This window comes from Ancylobacter vacuolatus, assembly GCF_030813595.1.
Taxonomy (GTDB): Bacteria; Pseudomonadota; Alphaproteobacteria; order Rhizobiales; family Xanthobacteraceae; genus Ancylobacter; species Ancylobacter vacuolatus.
Map to the genome: position 1 here is coordinate 34,421 of NZ_JAUSUH010000015.1, position 25,202 is coordinate 59,622.

23 protein-coding genes are annotated in these 25,202 nt (G+C 67.9%); 6 read left to right on the forward strand and 17 right to left on the reverse strand.

Annotated features, from left to right (window positions below; translation table 11 throughout):
* Window positions 1-43 precede the first annotated feature (43 nt).
* The 4 genes from J2S76_RS22480 to J2S76_RS22495 form a co-directional block, all read right to left on the reverse strand.
* Window positions 44-898: a glycine betaine ABC transporter substrate-binding protein gene (locus J2S76_RS22480; protein WP_307064282.1), complete on the reverse strand. Its 855-nt coding sequence runs from the start codon at window positions 896-898 to the stop codon at window positions 44-46.
* Between the two features lie 64 nt (window positions 899-962).
* Entirely contained in the window at window positions 963-1,817 is an 855-nt protein-coding gene (locus J2S76_RS22485) for an ABC transporter permease (RefSeq protein WP_307064283.1), read from the reverse strand.
* Window positions 1,818-1,829: 12 nt separating this feature from the next.
* The gene (locus J2S76_RS22490) at window positions 1,830-3,029 is read right to left on the reverse strand and encodes a quaternary amine ABC transporter ATP-binding protein (protein ID WP_307064285.1); all 1,200 of its coding nucleotides are present in this window, start codon (window positions 3,027-3,029) and stop codon (window positions 1,830-1,832) included.
* Window positions 3,030-3,155: 126 nt separating this feature from the next.
* The gene (locus J2S76_RS22495) at window positions 3,156-4,148 is read right to left on the reverse strand and encodes a P1 family peptidase (RefSeq protein WP_307064287.1); all 993 of its coding nucleotides are present in this window, start codon (window positions 4,146-4,148) and stop codon (window positions 3,156-3,158) included.
* 143 nt (window positions 4,149-4,291) lie between these two features.
* Here J2S76_RS22495 and J2S76_RS22500 point away from each other — a divergent pair, with 143 nt between their 5' ends.
* Window positions 4,292-5,023 (forward strand): cytochrome c biogenesis CcdA family protein, encoded by a 732-nt coding sequence (locus J2S76_RS22500; protein WP_307064289.1) that lies wholly within the window; start codon window positions 4,292-4,294, stop codon window positions 5,021-5,023.
* A gap of 116 nt (window positions 5,024-5,139) precedes the next feature.
* Here J2S76_RS22500 and J2S76_RS22505 read toward each other — a convergent pair whose 3' ends face one another.
* The 6 genes from J2S76_RS22505 to J2S76_RS22530 all read right to left on the reverse strand — a co-directional run bounded on the left by J2S76_RS22505 (window position 5,140) and on the right by J2S76_RS22530 (window position 10,954).
* Window positions 5,140-6,240 (reverse strand): branched-chain amino acid ABC transporter substrate-binding protein, encoded by a 1,101-nt coding sequence (locus J2S76_RS22505; RefSeq protein ID WP_307064323.1) that lies wholly within the window; start codon window positions 6,238-6,240, stop codon window positions 5,140-5,142.
* Between the two features lie 131 nt (window positions 6,241-6,371).
* Entirely contained in the window at window positions 6,372-6,752 is a 381-nt protein-coding gene (locus tag J2S76_RS22510) for a DUF6867 family protein (RefSeq protein ID WP_307064324.1), read from the reverse strand.
* A gap of 104 nt (window positions 6,753-6,856) precedes the next feature.
* Window positions 6,857-7,633: an ABC transporter ATP-binding protein gene (locus J2S76_RS22515; protein ID WP_126281472.1), complete on the reverse strand. Its 777-nt coding sequence runs from the start codon at window positions 7,631-7,633 to the stop codon at window positions 6,857-6,859.
* Window positions 7,630-8,592 carry an ABC transporter ATP-binding protein gene (locus J2S76_RS22520; RefSeq protein ID WP_307064292.1) on the reverse strand — a complete coding sequence of 321 codons (963 nt, stop codon included), beginning with the start codon at window positions 8,590-8,592 and terminating at the stop codon, window positions 7,630-7,632. Before J2S76_RS22520 ends, J2S76_RS22515 begins: the two co-directional genes overlap by 4 nt.
* Entirely contained in the window at window positions 8,592-10,025 is a 1,434-nt protein-coding gene (gene livM, locus J2S76_RS22525) for a high-affinity branched-chain amino acid ABC transporter permease LivM (protein WP_307064294.1), read from the reverse strand. Before livM ends, J2S76_RS22520 begins: the two co-directional genes overlap by 1 nt.
* A gap of 11 nt (window positions 10,026-10,036) precedes the next feature.
* Window positions 10,037-10,954 carry a branched-chain amino acid ABC transporter permease gene (locus tag J2S76_RS22530; protein ID WP_018391412.1) on the reverse strand — a complete coding sequence of 306 codons (918 nt, stop codon included), beginning with the start codon at window positions 10,952-10,954 and terminating at the stop codon, window positions 10,037-10,039.
* 392 nt (window positions 10,955-11,346) lie between these two features.
* Between J2S76_RS22530 and J2S76_RS22535 the strand changes: the two genes are divergently transcribed.
* Entirely contained in the window at window positions 11,347-11,874 is a 528-nt protein-coding gene (locus J2S76_RS22535) for a flavin reductase (RefSeq protein ID WP_307064296.1), read from the forward strand.
* A 6-nt stretch (window positions 11,875-11,880) separates the two neighbouring features.
* Here the strand turns inward: J2S76_RS22535 and J2S76_RS22540 are convergent, their stop codons facing one another.
* The gene (locus tag J2S76_RS22540; RefSeq protein ID WP_307064297.1) at window positions 11,881-13,068 is read right to left on the reverse strand and encodes a BaiN/RdsA family NAD(P)/FAD-dependent oxidoreductase; all 1,188 of its coding nucleotides are present in this window, start codon (window positions 13,066-13,068) and stop codon (window positions 11,881-11,883) included.
* Window positions 13,065-14,153, reverse strand: coding sequence for a lysine-2,3-aminomutase-like protein (locus tag J2S76_RS22545; protein ID WP_307064299.1), 1,089 nt, complete (start codon window positions 14,151-14,153; stop codon window positions 13,065-13,067). The genes J2S76_RS22540 and J2S76_RS22545 overlap by 4 nt, the downstream gene beginning before the upstream one ends.
* Before the next feature lie 95 nt (window positions 14,154-14,248).
* Between J2S76_RS22545 and J2S76_RS22550 the strand changes: the two genes are divergently transcribed.
* On the forward strand, window positions 14,249-14,572 hold the full coding sequence (locus J2S76_RS22550) for an XdhC family protein (protein WP_307064301.1): 324 nt from the start codon (window positions 14,249-14,251) through the stop codon (window positions 14,570-14,572).
* Window positions 14,572-15,909, forward strand: a complete 1,338-nt coding sequence (locus tag J2S76_RS22555) for an XdhC family protein (RefSeq protein ID WP_307064303.1) — start codon at window positions 14,572-14,574, stop codon at window positions 15,907-15,909. Before J2S76_RS22550 ends, J2S76_RS22555 begins: the two co-directional genes overlap by 1 nt.
* An 11-nt stretch (window positions 15,910-15,920) precedes the next feature.
* On the opposite strand, the gene bcsS is transcribed toward J2S76_RS22555, so the two are convergent.
* Window positions 15,921-16,598: a cellulose biosynthesis protein BcsS gene (bcsS, locus tag J2S76_RS22560; protein WP_307064305.1), complete on the reverse strand. Its 678-nt coding sequence runs from the start codon at window positions 16,596-16,598 to the stop codon at window positions 15,921-15,923.
* Between the two features lie 202 nt (window positions 16,599-16,800).
* Window positions 16,801-17,259 carry a DUF488 domain-containing protein gene (locus tag J2S76_RS22565; RefSeq protein WP_307064306.1) on the reverse strand — a complete coding sequence of 153 codons (459 nt, stop codon included), beginning with the start codon at window positions 17,257-17,259 and terminating at the stop codon, window positions 16,801-16,803.
* A 225-nt stretch (window positions 17,260-17,484) separates the two neighbouring features.
* Here J2S76_RS22565 and J2S76_RS22570 point away from each other — a divergent pair, with 225 nt between their 5' ends.
* Window positions 17,485-18,960 carry an ATP-binding protein gene (locus J2S76_RS22570; RefSeq protein WP_307064308.1) on the forward strand — a complete coding sequence of 492 codons (1,476 nt, stop codon included), beginning with the start codon at window positions 17,485-17,487 and terminating at the stop codon, window positions 18,958-18,960.
* 126 nt (window positions 18,961-19,086) lie between these two features.
* On the opposite strand, the gene J2S76_RS22575 is transcribed toward J2S76_RS22570, so the two are convergent.
* From J2S76_RS22575 to J2S76_RS22585, 3 genes are all read right to left on the reverse strand, one after another.
* Window positions 19,087-20,415, reverse strand: a complete 1,329-nt coding sequence (locus J2S76_RS22575; RefSeq protein ID WP_307064310.1) for a TRAP transporter large permease — start codon at window positions 20,413-20,415, stop codon at window positions 19,087-19,089.
* A complete protein-coding gene (locus J2S76_RS22580; RefSeq protein ID WP_307064312.1) occupies window positions 20,415-21,044 on the reverse strand; it encodes a TRAP transporter small permease subunit in 630 nt (209 codons plus the stop codon). Before J2S76_RS22580 ends, J2S76_RS22575 begins: the two co-directional genes overlap by 1 nt.
* A 240-nt stretch (window positions 21,045-21,284) precedes the next feature.
* The gene (locus J2S76_RS22585; protein ID WP_307064314.1) at window positions 21,285-22,427 is read right to left on the reverse strand and encodes a TRAP transporter substrate-binding protein; all 1,143 of its coding nucleotides are present in this window, start codon (window positions 22,425-22,427) and stop codon (window positions 21,285-21,287) included.
* Between the two features lie 360 nt (window positions 22,428-22,787).
* On the opposite strand from J2S76_RS22585, the gene J2S76_RS22590 reads away from it, so the two are divergent.
* A complete protein-coding gene (locus J2S76_RS22590; RefSeq protein WP_307064317.1) occupies window positions 22,788-25,004 on the forward strand; it encodes an esterase-like activity of phytase family protein in 2,217 nt (738 codons plus the stop codon).
* Window positions 25,005-25,202: the final 198 nt, after the last annotated feature.

A 25,202-nucleotide genomic window follows, 5' to 3' on the forward strand; every position in this document is an offset into this window, starting at 1 on the left:
CGGCGCGTCGTCCCGATCCGATAATCGGGACGACTCATCGAGATCACTTCATCCAGGCGTCGACCTTGGCCTTGTTGGCGGCGACCCAGGCCTTGGCGGTGGCGGCCGGATCGGCGCCGGGCTTGTTGTTCTCGACCATCACCTTCTGCTCGTCGTCCAGCGACAGGCTGAAATTGTCGAGGATCTTGTAGGCCTCAGGCGCCTCGGTCTTCAGCTTGGTGGAAACGATGGTGTTCACCGTCTCTTCGCCGCCGAACACGTTCTTGGGGTCGGCGAGGTATTTCAGGTCCCACTCGGCGAACATCCAGTGCGGCGTCCAGGTGGTGATGACGATCGGCTCCTTCTTGGCGTAGGCGTCCTTGAGCGCGGCGACCATGGTGGCGTCCGAGCCCTCGACCAGCTTCACCTTCAGGCCGTAGTCCTTGATCGCCTTTTCCGACGCTTTCATCAGGCCGGCGCCGGGATCGATGCCGATGACCTTGCCGCCGAACTTCGCCGGGTCCTTGTTGATGTCCTCGATCGAGGTGATGTCGACGTAGGTCGGCACGGCCCAGCCGATCTTGGCGCCGGACAGGTTGGGGCCGAGATTGACCACCTTGTCCTTCAGCTTGGCGTTATAGGCCTCGTGCGTCGCCGGCAGCCAGCCAGCCACCATCGCATCGGCCTCGCCGGTCGCCACCGCCTGCCACATGGCGGCGCCGGAGAGCGGCACGAGCTTGACCTTGTAGCCCGCCTCTTCCAGCACCGTCTTGACGATGTTGGTGGCGACGACAGTGTCGGACCATTCGACATAGGCGAGGGTGAGGTCCTTCTTCTCCGCCTGCGCTGCGCCGGCGGCGAGCCCGAGCGCGGTGGCGGCGACGGCGGCCGTCTTCAGGAATTTCGCGAGGAATGCCATTGCGTTTCTCCACTCCGTGGGTTGTGAGGTCGGAAGTCCCGTTCTGCTTCCGTTGGCGAAGGGTTCAGCCCTGCTGGCGGTCGCGCCGCATGTGGCGGGCGATGTGCTGGGTGATGCGGTCGAGGATGACTGCGAGCACGACGATGGCGATGCCGGCTTGGAAGCCCTGGCCCGCCTCCAGCCGCTGGATCGCCCGCCACACCTCGCCGCCGAGGCCGCCGGCACCGATCATCGCGGCGATGACCACCATGGACAGCGCCAGCATGATGGTCTGGTTGACGCCGGCCATGATGGTGGGAATGGCGAGGGGCAGCTGGATCTTGAACAGTTTCTGCCAGCGGCTGGAGCCGAAGGCATCCGCCGCCTCCACCAGTTCCGGCGGGGTCTGCAGGATGCCGAGCGCGGTCAGGCGGATGGTGGGCGGCATGGCGAAGACGATGGTGGCAAAGCAGGCCGAGACCGCCCCCAGCCCGAAGAACGGGATGGCGGGGATCAGATAGACGAAGCTCGGCATGGTCTGCATCATGTCGAGCCCCGGCCCGACAATGCGCCAGAACCGCTTGCTCAGCGCTGCCGCGATGCCGATCGGAATGCCGATGGCGAGGGCGAACGCCGTCGACACCAGCACCAGCACCAGCGATTGCAGCGTCGCCCGCCAAAGTTCGAGGTTCCACAGAAAGGCGAAGCCGAGCATCGTGCCGATGGCGATGCGCGCATTGGTGAGGCGCCACACCAGCAGCCCGCAGGCGATGATGACGAGCCAGGGCGGCAGGCCGACGAGAAAGTCGGTCGTCGTCTCGATGGCGGTGCCGATCACTGCGCTCATGGCGCGGGTGACACCGGAAAAATGCTCCGTCGCCCAGTCGAGCGCGATGTCGCACCATTCGGCGAGAGGAATGCGCGGGATCTCGAATTCCATCATTCCCTCCCGTCAGTGCGCGGTTTCGACCCGCCGCCGCGCCAGGGCGGCGATGAGGTCAGCATTGGCGATGACGCCGAGAAGCGCGCCATCCGGGCCTGTGACGGCGATCTCGCCGCGCCCGGCGGCGAGGCGGGCGACGGCTTCGTTCAACGTGGCGCCGCGCGGCACGCTGGCGTCGCGGTCGCTCAGCAGCAGGCGCAGCTCGGTGGCGCCTGCGCGCCGGAGCGTGTCCGCATCCACCGTGCCCTGGAAGCGGCCCAGCTCGCAGACCACCGTCATCACAGGCTCGCCGGATCGGGTGAGGACCTCCAGCGCCTCGGCGGCGCTGCTTTGCCAGGGGCGGACCGCCATTGGCGGGCGCATGGCATCGCCGGCGGTGACGACGCCGAGCACGTCGATATGCTCGACGAAGCGGCGCACATAGTCGTCAGCCGGGTTGGCGAGGAAATCGGCGGCGGTGCCCTGCTGCACCACCCGCCCGTCTTTCATCAGCACGATCCGCCCGCCGAGCGCGATCGCCTCGTCGAGGTCGTGGCTGACAAAGACGATGGTCTTTTTCAGCCGCTTCTGCAGCGCGACGAGTTCCTGCTGCATGTCGCGGCGGATCAGCGGATCGAGGGCGCTGAACGCCTCGTCCATCAGCAGCACGTCCGGGTCGAGCGCCAGTGCGCGGGCGAGGCCGGCGCGCTGCTGCATGCCGCCGGAAAGTTGCGAGGGAAAATGCTGGTCCCAGCCCTTCAGTCCCACCGTCTCGATGGCGGCGAGCGCCTTGTCGCGCCGGGCGGCGGGCGGCACGCCCTGCACCTCAAGCCCATATTCGACATTGCGCAGGATGGTGCGGTGGGGGAACAGCGCGAATTGCTGGAACACCATGCCGAAGCGGATGCGGCGCAGCGCCATCAGGTCGCGCTCGCCCAGTGCGGTGACATCGGTATCATCGATATGGACCGAGCCGGCGGTGGGCTCGATCAGCCGGTTGATGCAGCGCAGGCAGGTGGACTTGCCCGAGCCCGACAGGCCCATGACGACGAGGATCTCGCCCTCGGCGACGTCGAAGCTCACATCCTGCAGTCCGATGACCGCGCCGGTGGCCTTCTGCACCTCGGCGCGGCTCTGCCCGGCCTGAAGCAGGGGCAGCGCGGCCCCCGATTCGTCGCCGAAGATCTTGGTAAGGCTCCGAACCCGGATCCGTGCCTGCGTGTCGCTCATGCGCCCCCCTTATTCTTGAGGGCAGTGTCGGGCGCATGGCAGCCATGCAGATTGGACAGATGCGACAAGCGGGGCTGCAAAGCCGACAGGACCACGCGCTATTGCGTGCGACGCAATAAGCCGATGTCACCCACCGAAACGCTGCTTCCAGCTCGGAATGGTGCCGGGCTGAGGCAGGGCGGTGGCCTCGAAAACCGCGCGGGCGCAAGCGCGGGCCAGCGTGCGGACCACGGCGTCGCCGATCAAGGCGAGGTCGAAGATCGGGTCCTCCAGCGGGCGCTTGCCCGTGGCGGCGGCGAAGATGGTGTCGCCGTCGAGCGGGGTGTGGACGGGCCAGATCGCGTGGGCATAGCCGTCATGGGCCATGACAGCGAGCCGCTTGCACTGCGCCTTGGTCAGCACGGCATCGGTAGCCACAATAGCGATGGTGGTGTTGGCGCCGGGAGGGAGCCCCTTCAGCGCCGGGCGTTCGGGCAGCGGCGGCAGCGGATGGGGCAGGCCGAGGCCGCCGAACTCGCCCGCCTGCTCGAACGGTGCCGCCCAGAAATGCGGCCCGCCGGGGAAATTGGTGGCGCCGCAGGCATTGACCGCCACCAGCGCCCCGACCCGGTGGCCGGTGGCCGCGATCATCGAGGCGGAGCCGAGACCGCCCTTGAGGTCCACCGTCGTCGCCCCGGTGCCGGCACCCACCGTGCCGAGCCGGAAATCGAGCCCGGCCGCATTAGCCGCGGCATAGCCGAGGTCGCGATAGGGCGGGAACCGTCCCCAGTTCTTGTCGCCGCCATTGATGAGATCGAACAGCACCGCGCCTGGTACGATCGGCACCCGCGCATCGCCGACGGGAAAGCCGATGCCGCGCTCGGCCAGCGCCGCCGCCACCCCGCCGGCGGCATCGAGCCCGAAGGCGGAGCCGCCGGACAGAGTGAGGGCATGGATGGCGCCCACCGTCTCGTCAGGGGCGAGGAGGTCGGTCTCGCGCGTGCCCGGCCCGCCGCCGCGCACATCGACCGAGGCGACACTGGGTTCGTCGAACAGCACGACGGTGACGCCGGAGGCCAGTGTCAGGTCGGTGGCGTGGCCCACGCGGAGGCCGGCGACATCGGTGATCAGGTTGCGCATCGAAACGTCGTCCTTGGTAACAGCTTGGGAAACAGCTTGCCTGGCGGGCATCACATCACGGGGAGGGTTAACCGGCCGCATTGCATAAGCCGACAAGGGCGTGCATGGGGAAGCCCTCGGACAAGGCTAGGGTTGCTCATTTCATGGCTGACGTCACTCTTCCGGCCGCCTTCCTGGCCGGCATCGCCAGCTTCGCCTCCCCCTGCGTGCTGCCGCTTGTGCCGCCCTATCTGTGCTACCTCGCCGGCACCAGTCTCGACCAGATCACCCACAAGGCGCCGACCGACGCGGCGGCGCGGCGGACGCTGGGCGCGGCGGCGCTGTTCGTCGCCGGCTTCTCCACGGTGTTCGTGGCGCTGGGGGCGGGCGCCTCGGTGGCGGGGGCGTATCTGCGGCTGTACTCGCAGGAGCTCGCCATGGTGGCGGGCGTCGCCATCCTGCTGATGGGCCTGCATTTTCTCGGCATTCTGCGCTTCGGCTGGCTGACCCGCACCAAGCGGGTGCATGTGGATGCACCAACCACCTTCCTCGGCGCCTATGTGATGGGGCTCGCCTTCGCCTTCGGGTGGACGCCCTGCATCGGCCCGGTGCTGGCGGCGATCCTCGCCGTGGCCGCGAGCGAGCAGACGCTGACCCATGGCGCGGGGCTGCTGGCGGTGTATTCGGCCGGGCTCGGCGTGCCCTTCCTCGCGGTGGCGGCGATGGCGCGGCCGGCGCTGGGCGTGCTCGGCCATGCCAAGCGCTACCTGCCGATCATCGAGAAGGTGATGGGCGCGCTGCTGGTGCTGACCGGCATCGGCTTTCTCTCGGGCTGGATGGCGCAGGTGAGCTTCTGGCTGCTGGAAACCTTCCCGGCGCTGTCCGCCTTCGGCTAGGCGGCTGGGGGTTCTCCCACGCGTCGGACAATGAAAAACCCGCCGGATCGCTCCGGCGGGTTTCGTTTATTGTTGATGGACATCGCCGCCGCGCCGCAAAGGCGCGGCCGTGCGGCTCACATCTGCGAGTAGCCGCCGTCCTTCCAGACGTACAGCACGTAGTCGAGGGTGGTGCGGTCGCCCTTCTTGTCGAAGATCAGGTCGCCGAGCACGGTCTTGAAGGTCTTGCCCGAGTGGATGTACTCGGCCAGCTTGGCGTTATCGAGCGACTTGGTCGCCTCGGCCGCCTGCTGGAACACCTGGCCGGCGGCGTAGGTGTAGAGCACGTAGCCTTCCGGATCGATGCCCTTCTTCTTGAACTCGGCGACGACCGCGGCGGCAGCCGGGCTGTTGCGCGGGTCGGGACCGAAGGTCATTAGGGTGCCGGCGGCGCCCGGACCGGCGATGGTCCAGAACTCCTTGTCGGTGATGCCGTCGCCCGAGAACAGGACGGTGGTCATGCCCTGGTCGCGCATCTGGCGCACGAGCAGGCCGGCTTCGGTGTGCAGGCCGCCGTAGTAGAGCACGTCGACATTCGCGGCCTTCAGCTTCGACACGAGCGCTGAATAGTCCTTCTCGCCCGGGTTGATGCCTTCATAGACCACTTCCTTGATGCCGGCGGCATTCATGGACTTCTGGGTTTCGTCGGCAAGGCCCTTTCCGTAGGGGGTCTTGTCGTGAACGATGCCGACCTTCTTATCCTTCAGGTTCTTGGCGATGTAGTCGCCGGCGACGGCGCCCTGCTGGTCGTCGCGGCCGCAGACGCGGAACACGGTGGTCAGGCCGCGCTCGGTGAAGGTCGGGTTGGTCGAGGCCGGGGTGAGCTGGAGGATGCCGGCTTCGGCATACTGCTCGGAGGCCGGGATCGACACGCCCGAATTGAAGTGGCCGAGGACGACTTTGACGCCGTCCGAGATGAACTTGTTGGCCACCGACACGCCCTGCTCGGGCTTGGAGGCGTCGTCGCCGATGATCAGCTCGACCTTCTCGCCGAGGATGCCGCCCTTGGCGTTGACGTCAGCGGCCCACTGTTCGGCGCCGTTCTTCAGCTGGGCGCCGAAGGTGGCGTTCGCGCCGGTCATGGGACCGCCCACGCCGACCTTGATCTGCGCGGACGCCGGAGCGGCCAGCGCCGCCATGGCGGCGAGCGCCAGGCCGGCAGTCAGAAGCTTCTTCATGAACGTCTCTCCTGGTTCTGGAAGGGTGGAAAGCACGGCCTTTACGGCTCGGCGGCGATCGCCCCGGGCCGATATCATGCCCTTTTCGATGCTCTTGTCGACGAGCAAGCGAAACATGGTGAAGGCGCCGGTCAGGGCTCGCCGGCTGGGGCGCCGGAACGGGTGCCGCCGCCGCCTTCAAGCCAGCCGAACAGCCCGGACTGGCGGTAGATCCAGCCATAGCGGGTCGACATCTGCCGGGCCCGCTCGGCACGGAAGCCGAGGGTGGCGATGGCGACCAGGAAGGCCGTATCGGTGAGGAAATAGTGCAGCGAGAGCAGCGTGCCCTCGAACAGCGCGAAATGGAAAAACCGCACCACGCAGCCCAGCAGCAGCGCATAGAGCGCCGCCTGCCGGTAGGGCCGCCAGGTGGTGGCGATGGAGCGGCCGGTCAACCACGCCGCGCCGCCGCCCAGAAACAGGGTGACCAGCACGAAATCGGCGCGCGACACCTCGACCACCAGCTCGGGCATGAACACGGCCGAGAGCAGGACGAGGGCCACCACCAGCAGTGGCAAGGCGACGGCGAGACTTGCCGAACTGCCCTTGGAGACGAGGGTGCCGGACATGGGAGCCATCAGTGCGCCCCTCCTTCGAGATAGGCGGCGCGCACTTCCGGCCGCTCCAGCAATTCGCGGCCCTCGCCGGAGAGGGTGATGGCGCCATTGACCAGAACATAGCCGCGATGGGCGAGCTTGAGGGCGTGAAAGGCGTTCTGCTCGACCAGGAACACTGTGAGTCCTTCCGTGCGGTTGAGCTCGCGGATGGCGTCGAAGATCTGGCGCACCACCAGCGGGGCGAGGCCGAGCGAGGGCTCGTCCAGCATCAGGAGGCGCGGCCGGCTCATCAGCGCCCGGCCGATCGCCAGCATCTGCTGCTCGCCGCCCGAAAGCGTGCCGCCGCGCTGGTTGATCCGCTCCTTCAGGCGCGGGAACAGCACGAAGACCTTTTCGAGGTCGGCATCGAAATGGGCGAAGCCATCCACCGCCGCGCCCATCTGCAGGTTCTCGAACACGCTCATGCGCGGGAAGATGCGCCGTCCCTCGGGCGACTGGGCGATCTTGAGATGGGCGATCTCATGGGTCGGCACCTGGGTGATGTCGCGCCCCTCGAACAGGATCGAGCCCTCGCGCGGGCGCGGCTGGCCGAAAATGGTCATCATCAGCGTCGACTTGCCGGCGCCGTTGGAGCCGATAAGCGTGACGATCTCGCCCTTGTAGACGTCCACATCGACGCCGCGCAGGGCCATGATGTTGCCGTAGAAGGTCTTGACCCCCCGCACCTGCAGCATCGGCGCGTCGGTGCGGGCCGGCGTGGCGAGGGCGGGCGTGGTGGCGGTGAGGGTGTCGCTCATGCGCCCGCTCCCGTCGGGTTGGTGTCCAGCTTGAGTTCGGCCTCGACCTCCTCCACCGCGTCCTCGTCGACGCCGAGATAGGCGGCGATGACGCGCGGGTCGTTCTTCACCGCCTCCGGCGTGCCGTCGGAGATCTTCGTGCCGTAGTCGAGCACGACCACATGGTCGGAGATTTCCATCACCACGCTCATGTCGTGCTCGATCAGCAGGATCGAGGTGCCGTGCTCGGCGCGGATGGCGCGCAGCAGCGTGTTGAGTTCGAGGCTCTCGCGCGGGTTGAGGCCGGCGGCGGGCTCGTCGAGGCAGAGCAGGATCGGCTCCGAGCACATGGCGCGGGCGATCTCCAGCCGGCGCTGGGCGCCATAGGGCAGGTCGCCGGCCGGGTCGTCGGCGCGGTCGGTGAGGCCGACCTTGTCGAGCCAGTATTCCGCCTTCGCGGTGGCGGCCTTCTGGGCCCTCGTCCAGCCCGGCAGTCCGAACAGCCCCTTGAGCGAATAGCCCGAGGCGGCCATCAGCGCGTTGTGCTGGGCGACCATGAGGTTTTCCAGCACGGTCATGCCGGTGAACAGCCGGATGTTCTGGAAGGTGCGGGCCACCTTGGCGCCGCCCGAGACCAGATAATCGGGCATCCGCTCCAGCAGGAACACGCCGGCCTCGCGCCCGACCAGCGAGCGCTCGCCGATGCGCGTTACCTCGGCGATCTCCTCCGGCGTCGGCGCGCGGCCATGCGCCAGGATGAGGCGGCCCTCGCTCGGCTTGTAGAAGCCGGTGATGCAGTTGAACACCGTGGTCTTGCCGGCGCCATTGGGGCCGATCAGGGCGGTGATGTCGCCGCGCCCGACCTTGAAGCTGAGGTCGTTGACCGCGATCAGGCCGCCGAAGCGCATGAACAGGTGTTCGACGATGAGGATGGGGTCGGCTTCCCAGCGCGGGAGGCCGTTTGCGGGAGAGGTTGCCATCAGCCGTGGCCCTCCTTCACGAGATCGCCGGATACCGCCTTGCGCTCCTTGAGGAAGATCGTCGGGTCGCGGGTGGAGACGAGACCGCGCGGCTTCCACACCATGATGGCGACCATGGCGAAGCCGAAGATCAGCATGCGGTAGAGGCTGGGGTCGAAGTCATTGCCGAAGATCTGCTTCAGGAAACCGAGATTGCGCAGCATCTCCATGCCGCCCATCATGACCGCAGCCGCCACCGCGACGCCGATCTGCGAGCCCATGCCGCCGAGCACGACAATGGCCAGGATCATCGCCGAGACGTCGAAGGTGAAGCTCTCCGGGCTGACGAAGCCGGCGCGCACGGCGAAGAAGCAGCCGGCGAAGCCGCCGAACATGGCGCCGGTGGCGAAGGCGGACAGCTTGGTCGTGGTGGTGTTGATGCCGAGCGAGCGGCAGGCGATCTCATCCTCGCGCAGCGCTTCCCAGGCGCGGCCGACGGGAAGCCGGCGCAGGCGCACGGTGACGAAGGCGGTCAGCAGTGCCAGCGCCAGGATGACGAAGTAGAGGAAGACGATGCGGTGCATCGGGCTGAAGGGCAGCCCGAACAGCGCGGCGAAGCCGTCCGGTCCGGCATTGAAGGGAATGCCGAAGAAGGTGGCGCGCGGGATCGAGGCGATGCCCGCCCCGCCATTGGTGAAGTCCACCCAGTTGATCAGCACGAGGCGGATGATCTCGCCGAAGGCAAGGGTGACGATGGCGAGATAGTCGCCGCGCAGGCGCAGCACCGGGAAGCCGAGGATCATGCCCCAGACGCCGGCGAAGATGCCGGCCATCGGCAGGCAGATCCAGAACGCCCAATTGGCCCAGAAGGTGGCGCCGAACAGGCCGGCGAAGAAGTCGTTGATCGGCGCCGAGGTGGCGAGCAGCGCATAGGTGTAGGCGCCCACCGCGTAGAAGGCGACATAGCCGAGATCGAGCAGGCCGGCGAGGCCGACGACGATGTTCAGCCCCCAGCCCAGCATCACATAGGTGAGGATGAGGATGCCGAGATCGATCAGATAGCGGCTCTCGTTCAGCCCGCCGAGGGAGAAGATGGCGATGGCGGGGAACAGCACGGCGAAGGCCAGCAGCGCCGGCTTGACGCCGGGGCCCATCACCGTGCCGGCGCGGTCGAACAAGGTCGGGCCGGTGTGGGTGGAGGGCTTGCGGTTCGGCGACCACAAAGTGACGTTTAGCAGCAGCCGGCCGAAGAAGATGATGCCGACCATGATGGCCAGCAGCGAGGGCCGGTAGGCCAGCCCCAGCGCGCCGTCGATGATGACGGTCTCGAACCCGATGAGCGGGCCGAACAGGCCCAGCGCGATCAGGCCGACGATCAGCGCGTCCTTGAAGGCGGGGCCCAGCACGGGGTTGGCGGCCGCGGGCGGGGCGGTGTCTGCGGTCTGGACAGCCATGATGCGCGACCTCAGACCTTCTCGACCTCAGGCCGGCCTAGAAGGCCCTGCGGCATGAAGATCAGCGTGATGGCGAGGATGGAGAACGCCGCCACATCCTTGTATTCGATGGAGAAATAGGCCGACCAGAAGGTCTCGATCAGGCCGATCAGCAGCCCGCCGAGCACCGCGCCGGGGAGCGAGCCGATGCCGCCGAGCACGGCTGCAGTGAAGGCCTTCACGCCGGGCACGAAGCCATCGGCGAAGTTCGCCACCCCATAATACATCAGGTACAGCGTGCCGGCGACGGCAGCCAGCGCGGCGCCGATGACGAAGGTCAGCGAGATGGTGTGGTCGACATTGATGCCGAGCAGCGCGGCCATCTTGCGGTCCTGTTCGCAGGCGCGCTGGGCGCGGCCGAGCGAGGTCTTCTGCACCAGGTACCAGAACCCGCCGAGCAGCGCGGCGGTGATCACCATGATGATCACCTGCTTCCAGGCCAGCGTGACCTGGTAGGAGCCATTGTCCATCAGCACGATCACGTCGGTGATCATTGGTGGGATCGGCTTGTTGCGCGGGCCCTGCGTCACCTGGACGAAATTGGCGAGGAAGATCGACATGCCGATGGCGGAGATCATCGGCGCCAGCCGGAACGAGCCGCGCAGCGGCCGGTAGGCCACACGCTCGATCGCCCAGTTCAGCAACGAGGTGAACACCATCGCCACGACAAGCACGATGGCCAGCGCCAGAAAGATGGAGGTGATGCCCATCACAGTCGTGACCAGCAGGAAGCAGATCAACGCGATGAAGGCCGAGACCATGAAGACGTCGCCATGGGCGAAGTTGACCATGCCGATGATGCCGAACACCATGGTATAGCCGATGGCGATCAGCCCGTAGATCGAGCCGAGCGTCAGCCCATTGATGAGCTGCTGAACAAATATTTCCATGATTGTGCCGGCTCCCCTCAGCCGCATTTGCGCAAGGCGCCGCCGTCGGGCTTTTGCACAGTTTGTAACCGTGCCCGTACGGTGTGCGCCCCTGACTCTTAGCCTGCGCCACGTTCCGATACAATTCGATCGAAAGACGAAATGCAATCGATCGAAAAGCATGATACGAGGGTATTTAAATACCTATTTCATGAATCCCTTTGCAACTCAAGCGGTTAATGTGGCGAGGCTGCGTTTGCACTGTGGCGCGGGCGGTCATTTTTGTCTTCACATCGTCATGTACGTTCCCGCGCGCCGCGCGGTTTCCAAATGCGCGCCGCAAAGGTTATGCACAGCGAAGCCGCGTGGTGTGGATCCTTCGCCCCGCGCGAGGCCGCAGGAGGCACGCCAGCTTGGACCAGCCCAAGGCACATGATGCGGCACAGCATGACGCGGCCCACGCGGTCGAGGCCGGGCTCTATCGCGAGGCGATGAGCCGCCTGGTGGCCGCCGTGCATGTGATCACCACACACGGCCCGGACGGGCGCGCCGGCTTCACCGCCACCGCCGTCGCCTCGGTGTCGGACAGCCCGCCGACCCTTCTGGTCTGCCTCAACCGCCGCATCCGCTCCGCCCCCGCCTTCCGCCAGTCCGGCCGGTTCGCGGTCAACATGCTGGGCGCGGACCAGCAAAGCGTGGCGGAAAGCTTTGGTGGGCGGGGCGGGCTGGAGGGGGAGGCGCGATTCGGCGTCGGCCACTGGCATGAGGGGGCGCTGGGCCTGCCCTGCCTCACGGGGGCGATCGCGGTTTTCCAGTGCCGTATGGTGGAACTGCGCACCATCGCCACCCATGACGTGCTGGTCGGCCGGGTCGAGGCGGTGGCGCTCGGCCCCGACAAGGCCAAGCTCGCCTATCTCGGACGGGGGTTCCTGTCGGTGTGAGTGTGCTCAGGCAAACTGCCCGGCAACCCAGCCGGACGACCAGGCCCATTGGAAATTATAGCCGCCGAGCCAGCCGGTGACGTCAACCACCTCGCCGACGAAATACAGCCCCGGCACCTCGCGCGCCGCCAGGGTGCGCGAATCGAGGCCGGTCGTGTCGACGCCGCCAAGCGTCACCTCGGCGGTGCGGTAACCTTCCGAGCCGGTCGGCTTCAGTCGCCAGCCATTCACCGCCGCGTCGATCCGGCGCAGCGCCTTGTCGGAGAGATCGGCGAGATTGACCGTGCCGGCCTCGCGCTCGGCGATGATCTGGGCGAGGCGCTTGGGCAGCAGGCTCGCCAGCGCGGTGGCGGGCGACTGCCGGCCATTTGCTGTGCGGGCCTCGCGCAGCCGGGCGAAGATGTCCGCGCCGGGGGCCAGCGCGAGTGTGATTTCGTCGCCCTCGCGCCAATAGGAGGAGATCTGCAGGATCGCCGGGCCGGACAGGCCGCGATGGGTGAAAAGCAGCCCTTCCTCGAATCGCGTCTTGCCATGGCTCACCCGGGCCTCGACCGCCACCCCGGCGAGCGGGGCGAGCCGCTCCAGCTGCGCCGGATCGAGGGTGAGGGGGACAAGGCCGGGGCGGGTGGGCTGCAGCGCCAGCCCGAAGCGCTCCGCCACCTCATAGCCGAAGCCGGTGGCGCCCATCTTGGGGATCGACTTGCCGCCCGAGGCGATGACCAGCGACGCGCAGGCCAGGGTGCCGGCGGCCGTCGCCACGGTGAAGCCGTCAGAGCTGCGCTCGATGCCTGTTATGGCGGTGGACAGGCGCAGTTCCCCGCCGGCCTCGTTGAGGTCGTCGGTCAGCATCTCCACCACCTGCCGCGCCGAGCCGTCGCAAAAGAGCTGGCCGAGCGTCTTTTCGTGCCAGGCGATGCCGCGCCGGTCGATGCGGGCGATGAAATCCTGCGCGCTGTAGCGCTTCAGCGCCGAGATGGCGAAGCCCGGATTGGCAGAGAGATAATGGCGCGGGGCGGCGTCGCGATTGGTGAAGTTGCAGCGCCCGCCGCCGGAAATGCGGATCTTCTCGCCCGGCGTGCGGGCATGGTCGAGCACCACCACCCGGCGCCCGCGCCGTCCGGCCTCGATGGCGCACATCAGCCCGGCCGCACCGGCGCCGATCACCACCACATCGACGGGGACGGGGCGGCTCATACGCCTTCTCCGTAAGCGTGCACGCCGCCGCAATAATCGGTGACGCTCCAGCCCTCCGCTGCCGGCTCCAGATAGGACGGCCCCACCGGCACCTTGCCATGGCCGCCGGGGATGTCGAGCACATAGGTCGGCAGTGCGAGGCCGGAGACGCGCCCACGCAACGCCGCCATCAGTTCCTGCCCGCGAGCGATGGGAAGGCGGAAATGCGCGGTACCGGGGGCGAGGTCGGGATGGTGGAGGTAATACGGCTTCACCCGGCACTCGACGAGCGCCCGGAACAGCGCCGCCAGCGTCTCCGCCTCGTCATTGACGCCGGCAAGCAGCACGCTCTGCCCGACCAGCGCGATGCCGGCATCCGCCAGCCGGGCCAGCGCCGCGCGCGCGTCCGGGCCGAGCTCGCGGGCGTGGTTGGCGTGCACGGCGACATAGGTGGTCACGTCAGACGCCCGCAACGCCGCCACCAGCGCGCCGGTAATGCGCTCGGGCGCGGCGATGGGCACGCGGGTGTGAAAGCGCACGACCTTTACATGCGGGATGGCGGCGAGCCGGGCCATCAGCTCGGCAAGGCGGCGCGGGGCGGCGACGAGCGGGTCGCCGCCGGTCAGCACCACCTCCCAGATCTCGGGATGGCCGGCGATATAGACCAGGGCGGCCTCCAGCGCCTCCTCGGAAAGGCTGGTCTCCGCGCCCGGCCCGACCATTTCCCGGCGGAAGCAGAAGCGGCAATAGACGGCGCAGACGCCGACCAGCTTCAGCAGCACGCGGTCGGGATAGCGGTGGACGATGCCCGGCACCGGGCTATGCGCGTCGTCGCCGATCGGGTCCTCGCGCTCTTCCGGGCGCGTCTCCAGCTCGCGCGCATCGGGCACGAACTGGCGGGCGATCGGGTCGGCGGCATCGGTGGGGTCGATCAGGCCGGCCAGCACCGGCGTCACCGCCACGGCATAGCGCGCCGCGACCGCCTCCAGCGCCGGATCGGCCGCCACCAGCCCGGCCTGCGCCAGCTCATGGACGCGGCGCAGCGTCCGGCCGGGCAGCGGGGTGGCGTCGGGCGGGGCGAGGGGGGAGCGGGCAGGGACGTTCATGCGCGGTCTTGTGATCGTTTCCGCGCGCGCCGGCAAGGCGCCGCCGCGTTGCCGCGCTATAGTGGGGCAAATGGTCGAACGCGAAGGAGGAGCCGATGCTCACGCGCGAGGAAGATGTGCTGCAGGCGGCGGCGAGCTGGCGGCAGGCCGGCCGGGGTGTGGCGCTGGCAACGGTGGTGGAGACCTGGGGCTCGGCGCCGCGCCCGGTCGGCAGCCATCTGGCGATCGACGAGGATGGCAATTTCCTCGGTTCGGTGTCGGGCGGCTGCGTCGAGGGCGCGGTGGTGGCGGAAGCGGCCGAGGTGATCGCCGATGGCAGCCCCCGGCTGCTGGAATTCGGCGTCGCCAATGAGACCGCCTGGCAGGTCGGCCTGTCCTGTGGCGGGCGCATCGCCGTCTATGTCGAGAAGGTTTCCTGATGGAACTGTCGCTCCTCGAAGCGCTGAACACCGAGCGCGCCGCGCGCCGCCCCATTGTCCTCGTCACCGACCTGGACGGCGGCGCGCAGCGGCTGGTGAGTGCCGCCGACGTGGCGGGCGATCCTCTGGCGGAGCCTCTCGCCGAGGCGCTGCGCAGCGGCCGCAGCGGACGGGTGGAGGTGGAGGGCTCGCGGCTGTTCCTCACCGTGCATCTGCCGTCCCCGCGCCTCGTCATCACTGGGGCGGTGCATATCTCGCAGGCGTTGGCGCCGATGGCCAAGGCCGTCGGCTTCGAGGTGATCATCGTCGATCCGCGCACGGCTTTCGCCTCGGAAGAGCGTTTCCCCGGAGTCGAGGTGCGGGCGCAATGGCCGCAGGAGGCGCTGGCGGAGCTGGTGCTCGACCCCTTCACGGCGGTGGCGGTGCTGGCGCATGACCCGAAAATCGACGATCCCGCGCTGGAAGCGGCGCTGACCGCGGGGTGCTTCTATGTCGGCGCGCTCGGCTCGCGCAAATCCCATGCCGGCCGGGTGGCGCGGCTGGCGGAACGCGGCGTGCCGCGCGCGGCGCTGGAGCGCATCCGCGCGCCGATCGGCCTCGATATCGGCGCCGCCAACCCGGCGGAGATCGCCGTGTCCATTCTCGCCCAGATCGTCGGCGAATTGCGCCGCCGCCCGGCCCGGCCACCGGCCGCGCTGGTGCTGGCGGCCGGGCAGGGCACGCGCCTGCCGCGGGCCCACAAGCTGACGCTGCCGCTCGGCGGGGTGCCGCTGGTGCGCCGGGTGGTGGAGACGGCCCTCGCCGCGCGGGCACGCCCGGTCATCGTCGTGACGGGCCATGAGGCGGACGCGGTGCGGGCGGCGTTGACCGGGCTCGACGTCACCTTCGCGCACAATCCGGATTTCGCGCAGGGGCTTTCCACCTCGCTCAAGGCCGGCGTCGCCGCGCTGCCGCGGGAGGTGGAGCGGGTGGTGGTGATGCTGGGCGACATGCCGAGGGTCGAGCCGTCGCTGGTCGACCGCCTCGCCGACGCGCTCGATCCCGCGCGTGGGCGGCTGGCGGCGGTGCCGGTGGCCGAGGGACGGCAGGGTAACCCGGTGGCGCTGGCGCGGGCGCTCTTCCCGGCGCTGAAGACGTTGCAAGGCGATGTCGGCGCCCGCCAAATTCTCGCCCAGAACGCCGATTTCGTGGTCGAGGTGCCGGTGGAGGGCGAGGGCGCCTTTCTCGACATCGACACCAGCGAGGATCTGGAGGCGCTGGAGATTCACGAGATCGCCGCTGCCTCGGATATCGATGCCGACGCCGCGCTGGAGGCGATGAAGGCGGAAGACGCCTGAAGGCGCGAGGGTCAGAACGGCATGAACAGCGAGAGCGTGCCATAGGGGCTGGCGTCGCTGTCGCTGCTCCAGCGCCAGCCGGCGGCGGCGCGCAGTTCCTGCCCCGCCAGCGGGCAGGTGAGGAACAGCCCGAGGCGGGCGCTCTGGTCCAGCCAGTCGGTGGTGGCGCCGGTCTCCGCGCCGACAGCGAGCCAGCTGAACGCCTGCCAGCCGACGCTGGCGCGGCCGTTCACCGTGCCGTCCGCCGTCGAGGCGCTGAGGGCGGCGGTCAGCGTCCAGCGCGCATCAACGCGATAGAACCATTCGGCTACGAATTTGGCGCCGAATTGCGTGCCCTGGTCGGGATTGCCGGGATCGGGATCATCGAGCTGGTTGTCGACCACATTCACCCCGCCATAGAGGGCGAGGGCGTGCGGGCCGCGCAGGAACTGCCAGCCCAGCAGCACCTCTCCATCGGTTTTGTTGCCGGTGTTCCAGCCGCCCGGCACCGCCTGCGTGCGGTACTGGTAGCGCCCCCCGCCGGTCTGGGTTCGCACCCGCAGGCCTTCCTGGTCCATGGGCGCGAACGGCGCCCACGCCATGCCGCCCCAGCCATAGCCATTGTCGCGCGCTATATCGAGGCCGGTATAGAAATAGAGACGCCGGCGCAGTGCCGCCTCCGCACTCTCCTCGGCTGCCGCGCTGGACACTGGGCACGCGGCGGACAACGCCGCGAGGAGAGGCGCGAGGGCTCGCGCCGGCGAAGAGAACATCGCCGCGCTCACGGTTGCAGATGGTCAGGAAGTACCCCTTATCCGAGCACCCCAGTCCTGTGCCCTCAATCAACCGGAGGGAGAGCACGTGTGTCGCTGCACGCGGTGGCATGCCGCATTTTGTCGCAGGGTGGCGTGTCTAAATCGGCGGCGCCATCAGGTGCTCGACCGCGACGCCCACCCGCTCGCAGATGAGATCGGCGACCATCTGCCGGTGGCAATGCTCGGGATGGCGCTCGAAGCACAGCACACACACCCGCCGGCCCGCCTTCACCAGCGCGGTCAGTTCGTCGAGCTGTTCCTGCGCGGTGGAGGTGGCGAGGTGGGCGTCGTAGATACGCCGCAGCTCGCTGTAATGGCCGCTGCGCGCCGCCTGCCGGCCTTCCGCCGGCGTGCCGAGGCCGCGCAGATGCAGATAGCCGATGCCGCGCTCGCTCACGCCGGCGGCGAGGTGGCTCTTGGAAAAGCCGGCGCGGCGCGAGGCGGCGACGGCGCGCACATCGACCAGAAGATCGACCCCCGCTCCGCTCAACGTGTCGAGCACGGCGGCAGAGGAGACCTGTTCATAGCCGATGGTGAAGAAAGGCGGGCGCGACATTCGGCAAGGATGACCCTACACACGGGGCTTGTCGAGCCGGGCCGAATCTGTGGAGTTCTTGGCGGCTGTCGGCGCGGGCCCTTGCCGCGTGCTAAAGGCAGGCCGGGCAGGGGGCGGCCAGGCTTGCCGTTCCGGTCGGATCGTCCGGTCTGGGGGGCCCGGACAATCGAACCATTCGGCCCGCCGCCGCAGCGGAGGGGCCGGTTCAGGGATGCGTCATCGCAGATGAAGATCGGTATCGAGCTCGGAAGCAGCAACGCCGGACAGCCGGTTCGGCTCGACCTGGAAGAGCTCCTGTCCACCCGCCTGCTGGTGCAGGGCAATTCCGGCTCGGGAAAATCGCATTTGCTGCGCCGCCTGCTCGAACAGAGCGCCGGCCATGTGCAGCAGGCGATCATCGACCCGGAAGGCGATTTCGTCGGGCTGGCCGAACGCTTCGGCCATGTGGTGATCGACGCCGAGCGCACCGCCGGCGAAATCCAGCGCATTGCCGCCCGTATCCGCAAGCACCGCGCCTCTGTCGTATTCAACCTGGAAGGGCTGGATGCCGACGCGCAGATGCGCTCGGCCGCCGCCTTCCTCAACGGCCTGTTCGACGCCGACCGCGAATATTGGTTCCCGATGCTGGTCGTGGTCGACGAGGCGCAGCTCTTCGCGCCCTCGGGCGGCGGCGAGATTTCCGACGAGGCGCGGCGCATCTCGCTCTCGGCGATGACCAATCTGATGTGCCGCGGCCGCAAGCGCGGGCTGGCCGGCGTCATCGCCACCCAGCGCCTTGCCAAGCTGGCCAAGAATGTCGCGGCTGAAGCCTCCAACTTCCTGATGGGCCGCACCTTTCTCGACATCGACATGGCCCGCGCCGCCGATCTGCTCGGCATGGACAAGCGGCAGGCGGAGAGTTTTCGCGACCTCAACACCGGTTCCTTCGTGGCGCTCGGCCCGGCGCTGTCGCGCCGGCCGCTGCCGGTAAAGATCGGCCATGTCGAGACCGCCAGCCGCAACGGGCGGCCCTCGCTGCTGCCCCCGCCCGAGATGGCCATGGCGGAACTGCAGGACCTGATCTTCGACGATCTCGGCACCGAGCCGTTGCCCGCCCCGCCGCCGCGCGGCGAGCCGCGTGCCACCGACGCCATTCTGGAGACGCTGGAGGAGGCGCCGGCGCCCGAGCCGGTGCCGGTGGACCCCGAAGTGGCGGCGGCGTTCGATGCCGAGCGCGAGGCGCTGGTCGAGGAGATCGTGCGCCAGTTCGTGGCCGACCCGGAAGCGCCCTTCCGCTCAGCCGCCGCGCTCTACCCGGACTTCCTCGTGCATTGCCGGGTGCGGCGGGTCGGCTCGAAAGTGCCTGATCTTGCCGCCTTCACCCGCCGGCTGGCCATTGCCCGCGCCGGGCTCGATTCCCGCCCCGGCGACGAGGGGTGGGCGCGGGCGGTGGAGCAGGCGACCGGGCTGCCGGAGGAGATGCAGGGCGTGTTCCTGCTGCTGGCGCGTGCCGGCATGGAGGGCGCGCCATCCCCCGCCGACGAGGCGCTGGCACGCGCCTATGGCAGCCGCTCACCCTCGCGCGGGCGCTGGCTGCTGACCTATATGGAAGAGCGCGGGCACCTGGTCTGCGAGGCGGATTTCCGTGGTCGGCGGGTGGTGCGCTTCCCCGCGCTCGGCTGGAAGACCGCGCCGGGCGACCCCAAGGCGCTATCTGCCTAGGCAACCCGACCCGTCGCGTCATGGCCGGGCTTGTCCCGGCCCTCGACGCTTCCCTGCCTGCCGCTTGGCTCAAAGACGTGGATGCCCGGGACAAGCCCGGGCATGACGTTGTTCTATTGGCTGCGTCTATCCCCCGTAGAGATAGTTCGGCAGCCAGAGCGCGAAGTTCGGGAAGGTGTAGAGCAGCACCATCGCGAAGATGACGATGAAGATGAACGGCATCACGCCGGAGAAGATCTCTTCGATGGTCACATGCTTGGGTGCCACGCCCTTCAAATAGAAGGGCGCCATGGCGACCGGCGGGGAGAGGAACGAGGTCTGCAGGTTCAGCGCCACCAGCACGCCGAAGAAGATCGGGTCGATACCGAAATGGTCGAGCAGCGGCAGGAAGATGGGCAGGAAGATCACGATGATCTCCGTCCATTCCAGCGGCCAGCCCAGCACGAAGATGATGACCTGGGTAAGGATCAGGAAGCCGATGGGCCCGATGTCCAGCCCCATGATGAATTCTTCGACCACCCGCTGGCCGCCCAGCAGCGCGAACACGGCGGAGAACACCGCCGAGCCGACGAACAGCCAGCACACCATCGCCGAGGCGCGGGCGGTGAGGAACACCGAATCCTTCAGTTTTTCGATGCTGAAGGTGCGGTAGGCCAGCGCCAGCAGGATGGCGCCGGCGGCTCCGATGGCGGCGGCTTCCGACGGGGTGGCAAGGCCGAGGATGATGCAGCCGAGCACCGAGACGATGAGCAGGACCAGCGGGAAGAACGAGGTTGCCAGCGCCCAGATAATGGTGAGCACGGGAACGTTGCGCTCCGATGCCGGCAGCTTCGGCGCCAGCGACGGGTTGATCATCGCGCGGATGATGACATAGGCCATGTACATGCCCGCCAGCGCGATGCCGGGGAAGAAGGCTGCGGCATAGAGCTTCACCACGGAGACGCCGGCGGTGGCGCCATAGAGGATGAGCATGACGCTGGGCGGGATGAGGATGCCGAGACAGCCGCCGGCGCACACGACGCCAGCGGAAATCTTGGTGTCGTAGCCCGCGCGCAGCATGGCCGGGAAGGCCAGCAGGCCCATCAGCGTCACCACGGCGCCGACAATGCCGGTCGCGGTGGCGAACAGGGCGCAGGTGATGAGGGTGGCAACAGCGAGCGAGCCCGGAATCCAGCCGGCGGCGAGCTGGATGGAGCGGAACAGCCGGTCGAGAATGTTGGCGCGCTCGATCACATAGCCCATGAACAGGAACAGCGGGATCGAGATCAGCACGTCGTTCGCCATCACCGAATAGGTGCGTTGGACGAAAAGCTGGAAGATGCCGTCGCCGATCGAGAGGTAGCCGAAGGCCACGCCCAGCGCCATCAGGGTGAAAGCGATGGGGAAGCCGAGCATCAGCAGGAACAGGAAGACGACCAGCATCAAGATGCCGAGCGCGGGATCGGAAAGAAACATCACAGGGACCCCCGCGTGGTGGATTCGCGCTCGATGGCGTTGAGCCGGGCCTCTTCCTCGGCAGCCTTGGCGGCGGCCTCGTCGAGAATGACCTTCTCCAGTTCTTCCACGTCATGCAGGCGCTGCGGCCAGTCGCCGTCGCGAATGCAGATCCAGCAGCGCACGACCTCGACCATTCCCTGGAGCAGCATCATCACGCCGACGATGGGGATCAATGCCTTGAACGGCCAGATCACCGGCCCGTCCGGGCTGAAGGAGGAGTGCTCGTTCAGCATGTAGGAGAGGTGGAAATAGCCCCAGCCGGAATAGATCAGCGCCAGGATGCCGGGGAAATAGAACAGGAAGTACAGGACCAGGTCGGTCTTGGCCTGGGTGCGGGGTTGCCACTTCCGGTACAGGAAGTCGGCCCGCACATGGCCATTACGCGAGAGCGTGTAGGCGCCTGCCATCATGAACAGCGCGCCATAGAGCATCAGGCTGACATCATAGGCCCAGGTGGTGGGGTCGCGCAGCACATAGCGGCAGAACACCTCGTAGCAGATGGCCGCCATGAGAATGACGATGCACCAGGCGAAAATCTTGCCGATGAGGCCGTTCAGCCGGTCAACGCCGAGAAGGATGGATTGCATGGGGAGGGGCCTCTTCGGGCAAGGCGAGTGTGGGCAAGGTAAATTCGGGCACGGCGAGGTCTCGGAGGGCAAGCTCGGGCAACGCTCGTTCGGGTACGACGAGGGATGGCGCGCCGTCCGTCACGGCCGCACGGCGGCATCGCCGCACGACGCCGTCACGGTCCGCTGCGGGAGTGCCAATGCTCTACCGAAACCAAAAGCCCCTCTCCGTCGCCGGAGAGGGGCGCACGCGCTGGCAGGTCAGGCCGGCTTGAAGAAGTGGTCGTAGGCGAACTTCGAATCCGGCTCATATTCGAGACGGAAGCCGACAATGCGCTTGGCCCATTCCTTCTGGCTGTCCACCACCTTCTTGAACACCGGGTCGGCCGACAGATTGGCGATCACCACGTCCCAGGCGTTGAGCTGGGCTTCCAGCACCGCCTTCGGCGTCGGCAGTACCTTCACGCCGCGCGCCTTGATGGCGGCGAGGTCCTTGGAATAGCGGTCCTGCGCCTTCCACATCATGGTGGAGGAGGTGGCGTCGGACGCGCCCTTGAGGATTTCCTGCACGTCCGCCGGCAGGCTGTCGAACTTAGTCTTGTTGAACAGGATCTCGAAGCATTCGAGCGCCTGATGGTAGCTGCCGAGCATGTAGACCTTGGCGACGTCGGGGAAGCCGAGGATGAGGTCCGAGGACGGGTTGTTGAACTCGGCGCCGTCGAGCAGGCCGCGATCGATCGCAGGCACGATTTCGCCGCCCGGCACGATCGTGACCGCCGCCCCAAATTCCTTGAACAGGTCCGCGCCGAGGCCGACGGTGCGGTACTTCATGCCCTTCATGTCGTCGGCGCTGGTGATTTCCTTCTTGAACCAGCCGAGCGGCTGGCTGGGCATCGGCCCGGTCAGCATGCCGACGACGTTCAGCTTCAGCGTGTTCTGCACAAGGTCGTCATAGAGCTGCTGTCCACCGCCAAAGCGCACCCAGCCGAGCAGCTCGTCCGCGTCCCAGCCGAAGGCGGGGGCGGTGCCGAACAGCGAGAACGCCTTGCTCTTGCCGTACCAATAGGCGGCGACGCCGTGGCCGCCGTCGAGAATGCCTGACGAGACCGCGTCGAGCATCTGGAAGGCCGGGACGACCGAGCCGGCCGGCAGGATTTCCAGTTCGACACGCCCGCCGGTCATGGCGTTGACGCGCTTCACATAGTCGCCGGCGAACTCGTGGAAGATGTCCTTGTTCGGCCAGGTCGACTGGAATTTCAGCTTGATGGGGGCCTGCGCGTGCACGGCGGGGGCCGCAACGGTGGCGCCGGCGGCCGCAGCTGCGGCGGCAGTGGCGATGAAGCGACGGCGGCTGGTACGGACATCCTGACGCGCGTCCGTGCTCTTCCCTGACGTGTCGGTCATGGGCGGTTCCTCCTATGGCGTTTCCTTGCGGGTCGTGCCCGCCGGGCGGCGCTTGAGCGCCTTGTCCCGATGCGACAAGGAGACGATGCCGCAACGGCGAGTGCAAGCCCTAATTCATGGTTTCCCGGCGAATTCCCTCGTCCGAAAGTCGAAGGTCGCGGCGCGGAAGCGTCGTCCGGCGCGGCGGGTGGCTTTGGCGGGCCGCAGCGGGCCCTCGCAAGCTCCCCGCGCGGGCCGCCCGAGGGGGGCGCGGTGGAATTCCCGTCCCTATCGGCGCGTCGTCATCCCTCTGTCATCGGCGGGGACTTGAACCGCAGCAGCGCGGGCTGCCGGCCCGCTTCCCGAGAGGAGATTCCCGCCATGCGCCCGCTGTTTCTCGCCAGTGCTTCCGTCGCGGTGCTCGCGCTCGTCGCCCTGTCGTCGCCGAGCCTCGCGGCCGACGCGGTGTTCAATCGCATCGGCACCTTCAACGTGGTCGACAACCTGCCCGCCGGTGCCGACCCGGCCAAGTCGACCGCCGCCGAAATCATCACCTATACCGAGGACGGCAACACGCTGATCTACAGCGACAGCCCCGGCCAGCGTATCGGCTTCATCGACATCACCGATCCTGCCGCGCCGAAATCCGCCGGAATCGTCGCGCTGGACGGCGAGCCGACCACCACTGTCGTGATCGGCACCAAGGCCTATGTCGGCGTCAACACGTCGGAATCGAAGGCCAAGCCCTCGGGCCATCTCGCCGTGGTCGACCTTGCCACCCGCAAGGTCGAGGACAAGATCGACCTTGGCGGCCAGCCGGATTCGATCACCAAGAGCCCGGATGGAAGCTATCTCGCCATCGCCATCGAGAATGAGCGCGACGAGGATCTCAATGACGGCGCGCTGCCGCAGCTGCCGGCCGGCAACCTCACCACCTTTGAGGTGAAGGATGGCCGCGTCGTCGACGCCTCGAAGAAGGTGATCGATCTCACCGGCCTCGCCGCCGTCGCGCCGGAAGACCCGGAGCCGGAATATGTCGACATCAATTCCCGCAACGAGGTGGTGGTCACGCTGCAGGAGAACAACCACATCGTGGTGGTGGATCTGCCCACCGGCAAGATTCTCTCACACTTTTCCGCCGGCACGGTCGATCTCGACAAGATCGACACCAAGAAGGACGGCGTGATCGACCTCTCCGGCTCGGCCAAGGGTGTCGCCCGCGAGCCCGACACCGTGCAGTGGATCGACGACGACCGCTTCGTCATCGCCAATGAGGGCGACTGGAAGGGCGGTTCGCGCGGCTTCTCCATCTTCGACAAGACCGGCAAGCTGGTGTTTGAGAGCGGCACGGCGCCGGAGCATATGGCGGTGCGGCTCGGCCACTACCCCGACAAGCGCAACAAGAAGGGCATCGAGATGGAGGGCGCTGAGGTCGCGACCTTCGGCGGTGACCGCCTGATTTTCGTCGCCTCCGAGCGCGGCTCGCTGGTCTTCGTCTACCGCGACAAGGGCGCCGGCGCGGCGCCGGAGTTCCTGCAGGTGCTGCCCGGCGGCGTCGGCCCGGAGGGGCTGATCGCCCTGCCCAAGCGCGAGCTTTTCGTCACCGCCGCCGAGACCGACGGGCGTGAGGAGGGCCGCATCGGCTCGGTTGTGACGCTCTACCAGCGCCAGCCCGGCGCCGCGCCGGCCTATCCCACCATCATCTCCGCCGATGGCCCCGATGGGCTGCCGATCTGGTGGTCGGCGCTGTCGGGCTTTGCCGCCGATGCCAAGGAAGCGGGCAAGCTCTACGCCGTGACTGACAGCGCCTATGCGCAGGCGCGCATCCTCACCGTCGACGCGAACGCGAAGCCGGCGAAGATCACCGCCGCCACCGTGCTGACCAAGGACGGCGCGCCGGCCAAGGGCCTGGACCTTGAGGGCATCGCGGTGCGTCCCGAGGGCGGCTTCTGGGTGGTTTCCGAAGGCAATCCCGAGAAGAAGGAAAAGGCGACGCAGAACCTACTCCTGCGCGTCGGCACTGACGGCGCCATAGCGGAAGAGATCGCGCTCCCCGAGGCAGTGGCGGCGCAGGCCGGGCGCTTCGGCTTCGAGGGTGTAGCCGTCCTTGGCTCGGGCGCGGACGAGACGGTGTGGATCGCCGTGCAGCGCGAGTGGAAAGACGACCCGAAGGCTTTCGCCAAGCTCATCGCCTACAAGCCGGCCGACAAGAGCTGGGCCACGGTGCGCTACCCGCTCGATGCATCCGCCAAGGGCTGGGTCGGACTGTCTGAGCTGACGCCCTACAAGGATGGGCTGATCGTGCTTGAGCGCGACAACCTCATCGGCGCGGATGCCGCGATCAAGAAGCTCACCTATGTCTCGCTCAAGGATGTGAAGCCGGCGCCGCTCGGCAGCGAGGCCGCCCCGCCGGTGCTGGTGAAGACCGAGGTCAAGGATCTGTTGCCGCTGCTCAAGGCCACCCATGGCTATGTGCTCGACAAGGTCGAGAGCTTCGCCATCGACGCCGCCGGCAACGCCTTCATCGTCACCGATAATGACGGCGTCGACGGCTCGTCCGGCGAAACGCAGTTCATGGCGCTCGGCAAGATGAACTGAGCGGCAACGCGCCGGGCGAGGCATCAGCCTCGCCCGCAGGCCGGGCCGTGACGCACGCGCCGTACCACAAGCGTCCTTGGGGTCGGCCGCCGCCCTCCCTCATCCCCGGGCGAGCCCCCGGGGACTACCCTTGCCGCGTCCGCCCGGCCGAAGCCCGGAGGCCCGTGCGGCCGACCATGAGCGGGCCGTGGTGCCTGG

Bases quoted from the DNA above. Each gene is read 5' to 3' on its own strand.
- J2S76_RS22530 (WP_018391412.1), bottom strand. From the start codon at position 10,954: ATGGAAATATTTGTTCAGCAGCTCATCAATGGGCTGACGCTCGGCTCG.
- J2S76_RS22540 (WP_307064297.1), bottom strand. From the start codon at position 13,068: ATGAGCCGCCCCGTCCCCGTCGATGTGGTGGTGATCGGCGCCGGTGCG.
- J2S76_RS22590 (WP_307064317.1), top strand. From the start codon at position 22,788: ATGCGCCCGCTGTTTCTCGCCAGTGCTTCCGTCGCGGTGCTCGCGCTC.
- J2S76_RS22495 (WP_307064287.1), bottom strand. From the start codon at position 4,148: ATGCGCAACCTGATCACCGATGTCGCCGGCCTCCGCGTGGGCCACGCC.
- J2S76_RS22520 (WP_307064292.1), bottom strand. From the start codon at position 8,592: ATGGCAACCTCTCCCGCAAACGGCCTCCCGCGCTGGGAAGCCGACCCC.
- J2S76_RS22585 (WP_307064314.1), bottom strand. From the start codon at position 22,427: ATGACCGACACGTCAGGGAAGAGCACGGACGCGCGTCAGGATGTCCGT.
- J2S76_RS22510 (WP_307064324.1), bottom strand. From the start codon at position 6,752: ATGCCCGAGCTGGTGGTCGAGGTGTCGCGCGCCGATTTCGTGCTGGTC.
- J2S76_RS22480 (WP_307064282.1), bottom strand. From the start codon at position 898: ATGGCATTCCTCGCGAAATTCCTGAAGACGGCCGCCGTCGCCGCCACC.
- J2S76_RS22485 (WP_307064283.1), bottom strand. From the start codon at position 1,817: ATGGAATTCGAGATCCCGCGCATTCCTCTCGCCGAATGGTGCGACATC.
- J2S76_RS22545 (WP_307064299.1), bottom strand. From the start codon at position 14,153: ATGAACGTCCCTGCCCGCTCCCCCCTCGCCCCGCCCGACGCCACCCCG.
- J2S76_RS22555 (WP_307064303.1), top strand. From the start codon at position 14,572: ATGGAACTGTCGCTCCTCGAAGCGCTGAACACCGAGCGCGCCGCGCGC.
- J2S76_RS22575 (WP_307064310.1), bottom strand. From the start codon at position 20,415: ATGTTTCTTTCCGATCCCGCGCTCGGCATCTTGATGCTGGTCGTCTTC.
- J2S76_RS22565 (WP_307064306.1), bottom strand. From the start codon at position 17,259: ATGTCGCGCCCGCCTTTCTTCACCATCGGCTATGAACAGGTCTCCTCT.
- J2S76_RS22570 (WP_307064308.1), top strand. From the start codon at position 17,485: ATGAAGATCGGTATCGAGCTCGGAAGCAGCAACGCCGGACAGCCGGTT.
- J2S76_RS22490 (WP_307064285.1), bottom strand. From the start codon at position 3,029: ATGAGCGACACGCAGGCACGGATCCGGGTTCGGAGCCTTACCAAGATC.
- J2S76_RS22505 (WP_307064323.1), bottom strand. From the start codon at position 6,240: ATGAAGAAGCTTCTGACTGCCGGCCTGGCGCTCGCCGCCATGGCGGCG.
- livM (WP_307064294.1), bottom strand. From the start codon at position 10,025: ATGGCTGTCCAGACCGCAGACACCGCCCCGCCCGCGGCCGCCAACCCC.
- J2S76_RS22515 (WP_126281472.1), bottom strand. From the start codon at position 7,633: ATGAGCGACACCCTCACCGCCACCACGCCCGCCCTCGCCACGCCGGCC.
- J2S76_RS22550 (WP_307064301.1), top strand. From the start codon at position 14,249: ATGCTCACGCGCGAGGAAGATGTGCTGCAGGCGGCGGCGAGCTGGCGG.
- J2S76_RS22500 (WP_307064289.1), top strand. From the start codon at position 4,292: ATGGCTGACGTCACTCTTCCGGCCGCCTTCCTGGCCGGCATCGCCAGC.
- J2S76_RS22580 (WP_307064312.1), bottom strand. From the start codon at position 21,044: ATGCAATCCATCCTTCTCGGCGTTGACCGGCTGAACGGCCTCATCGGC.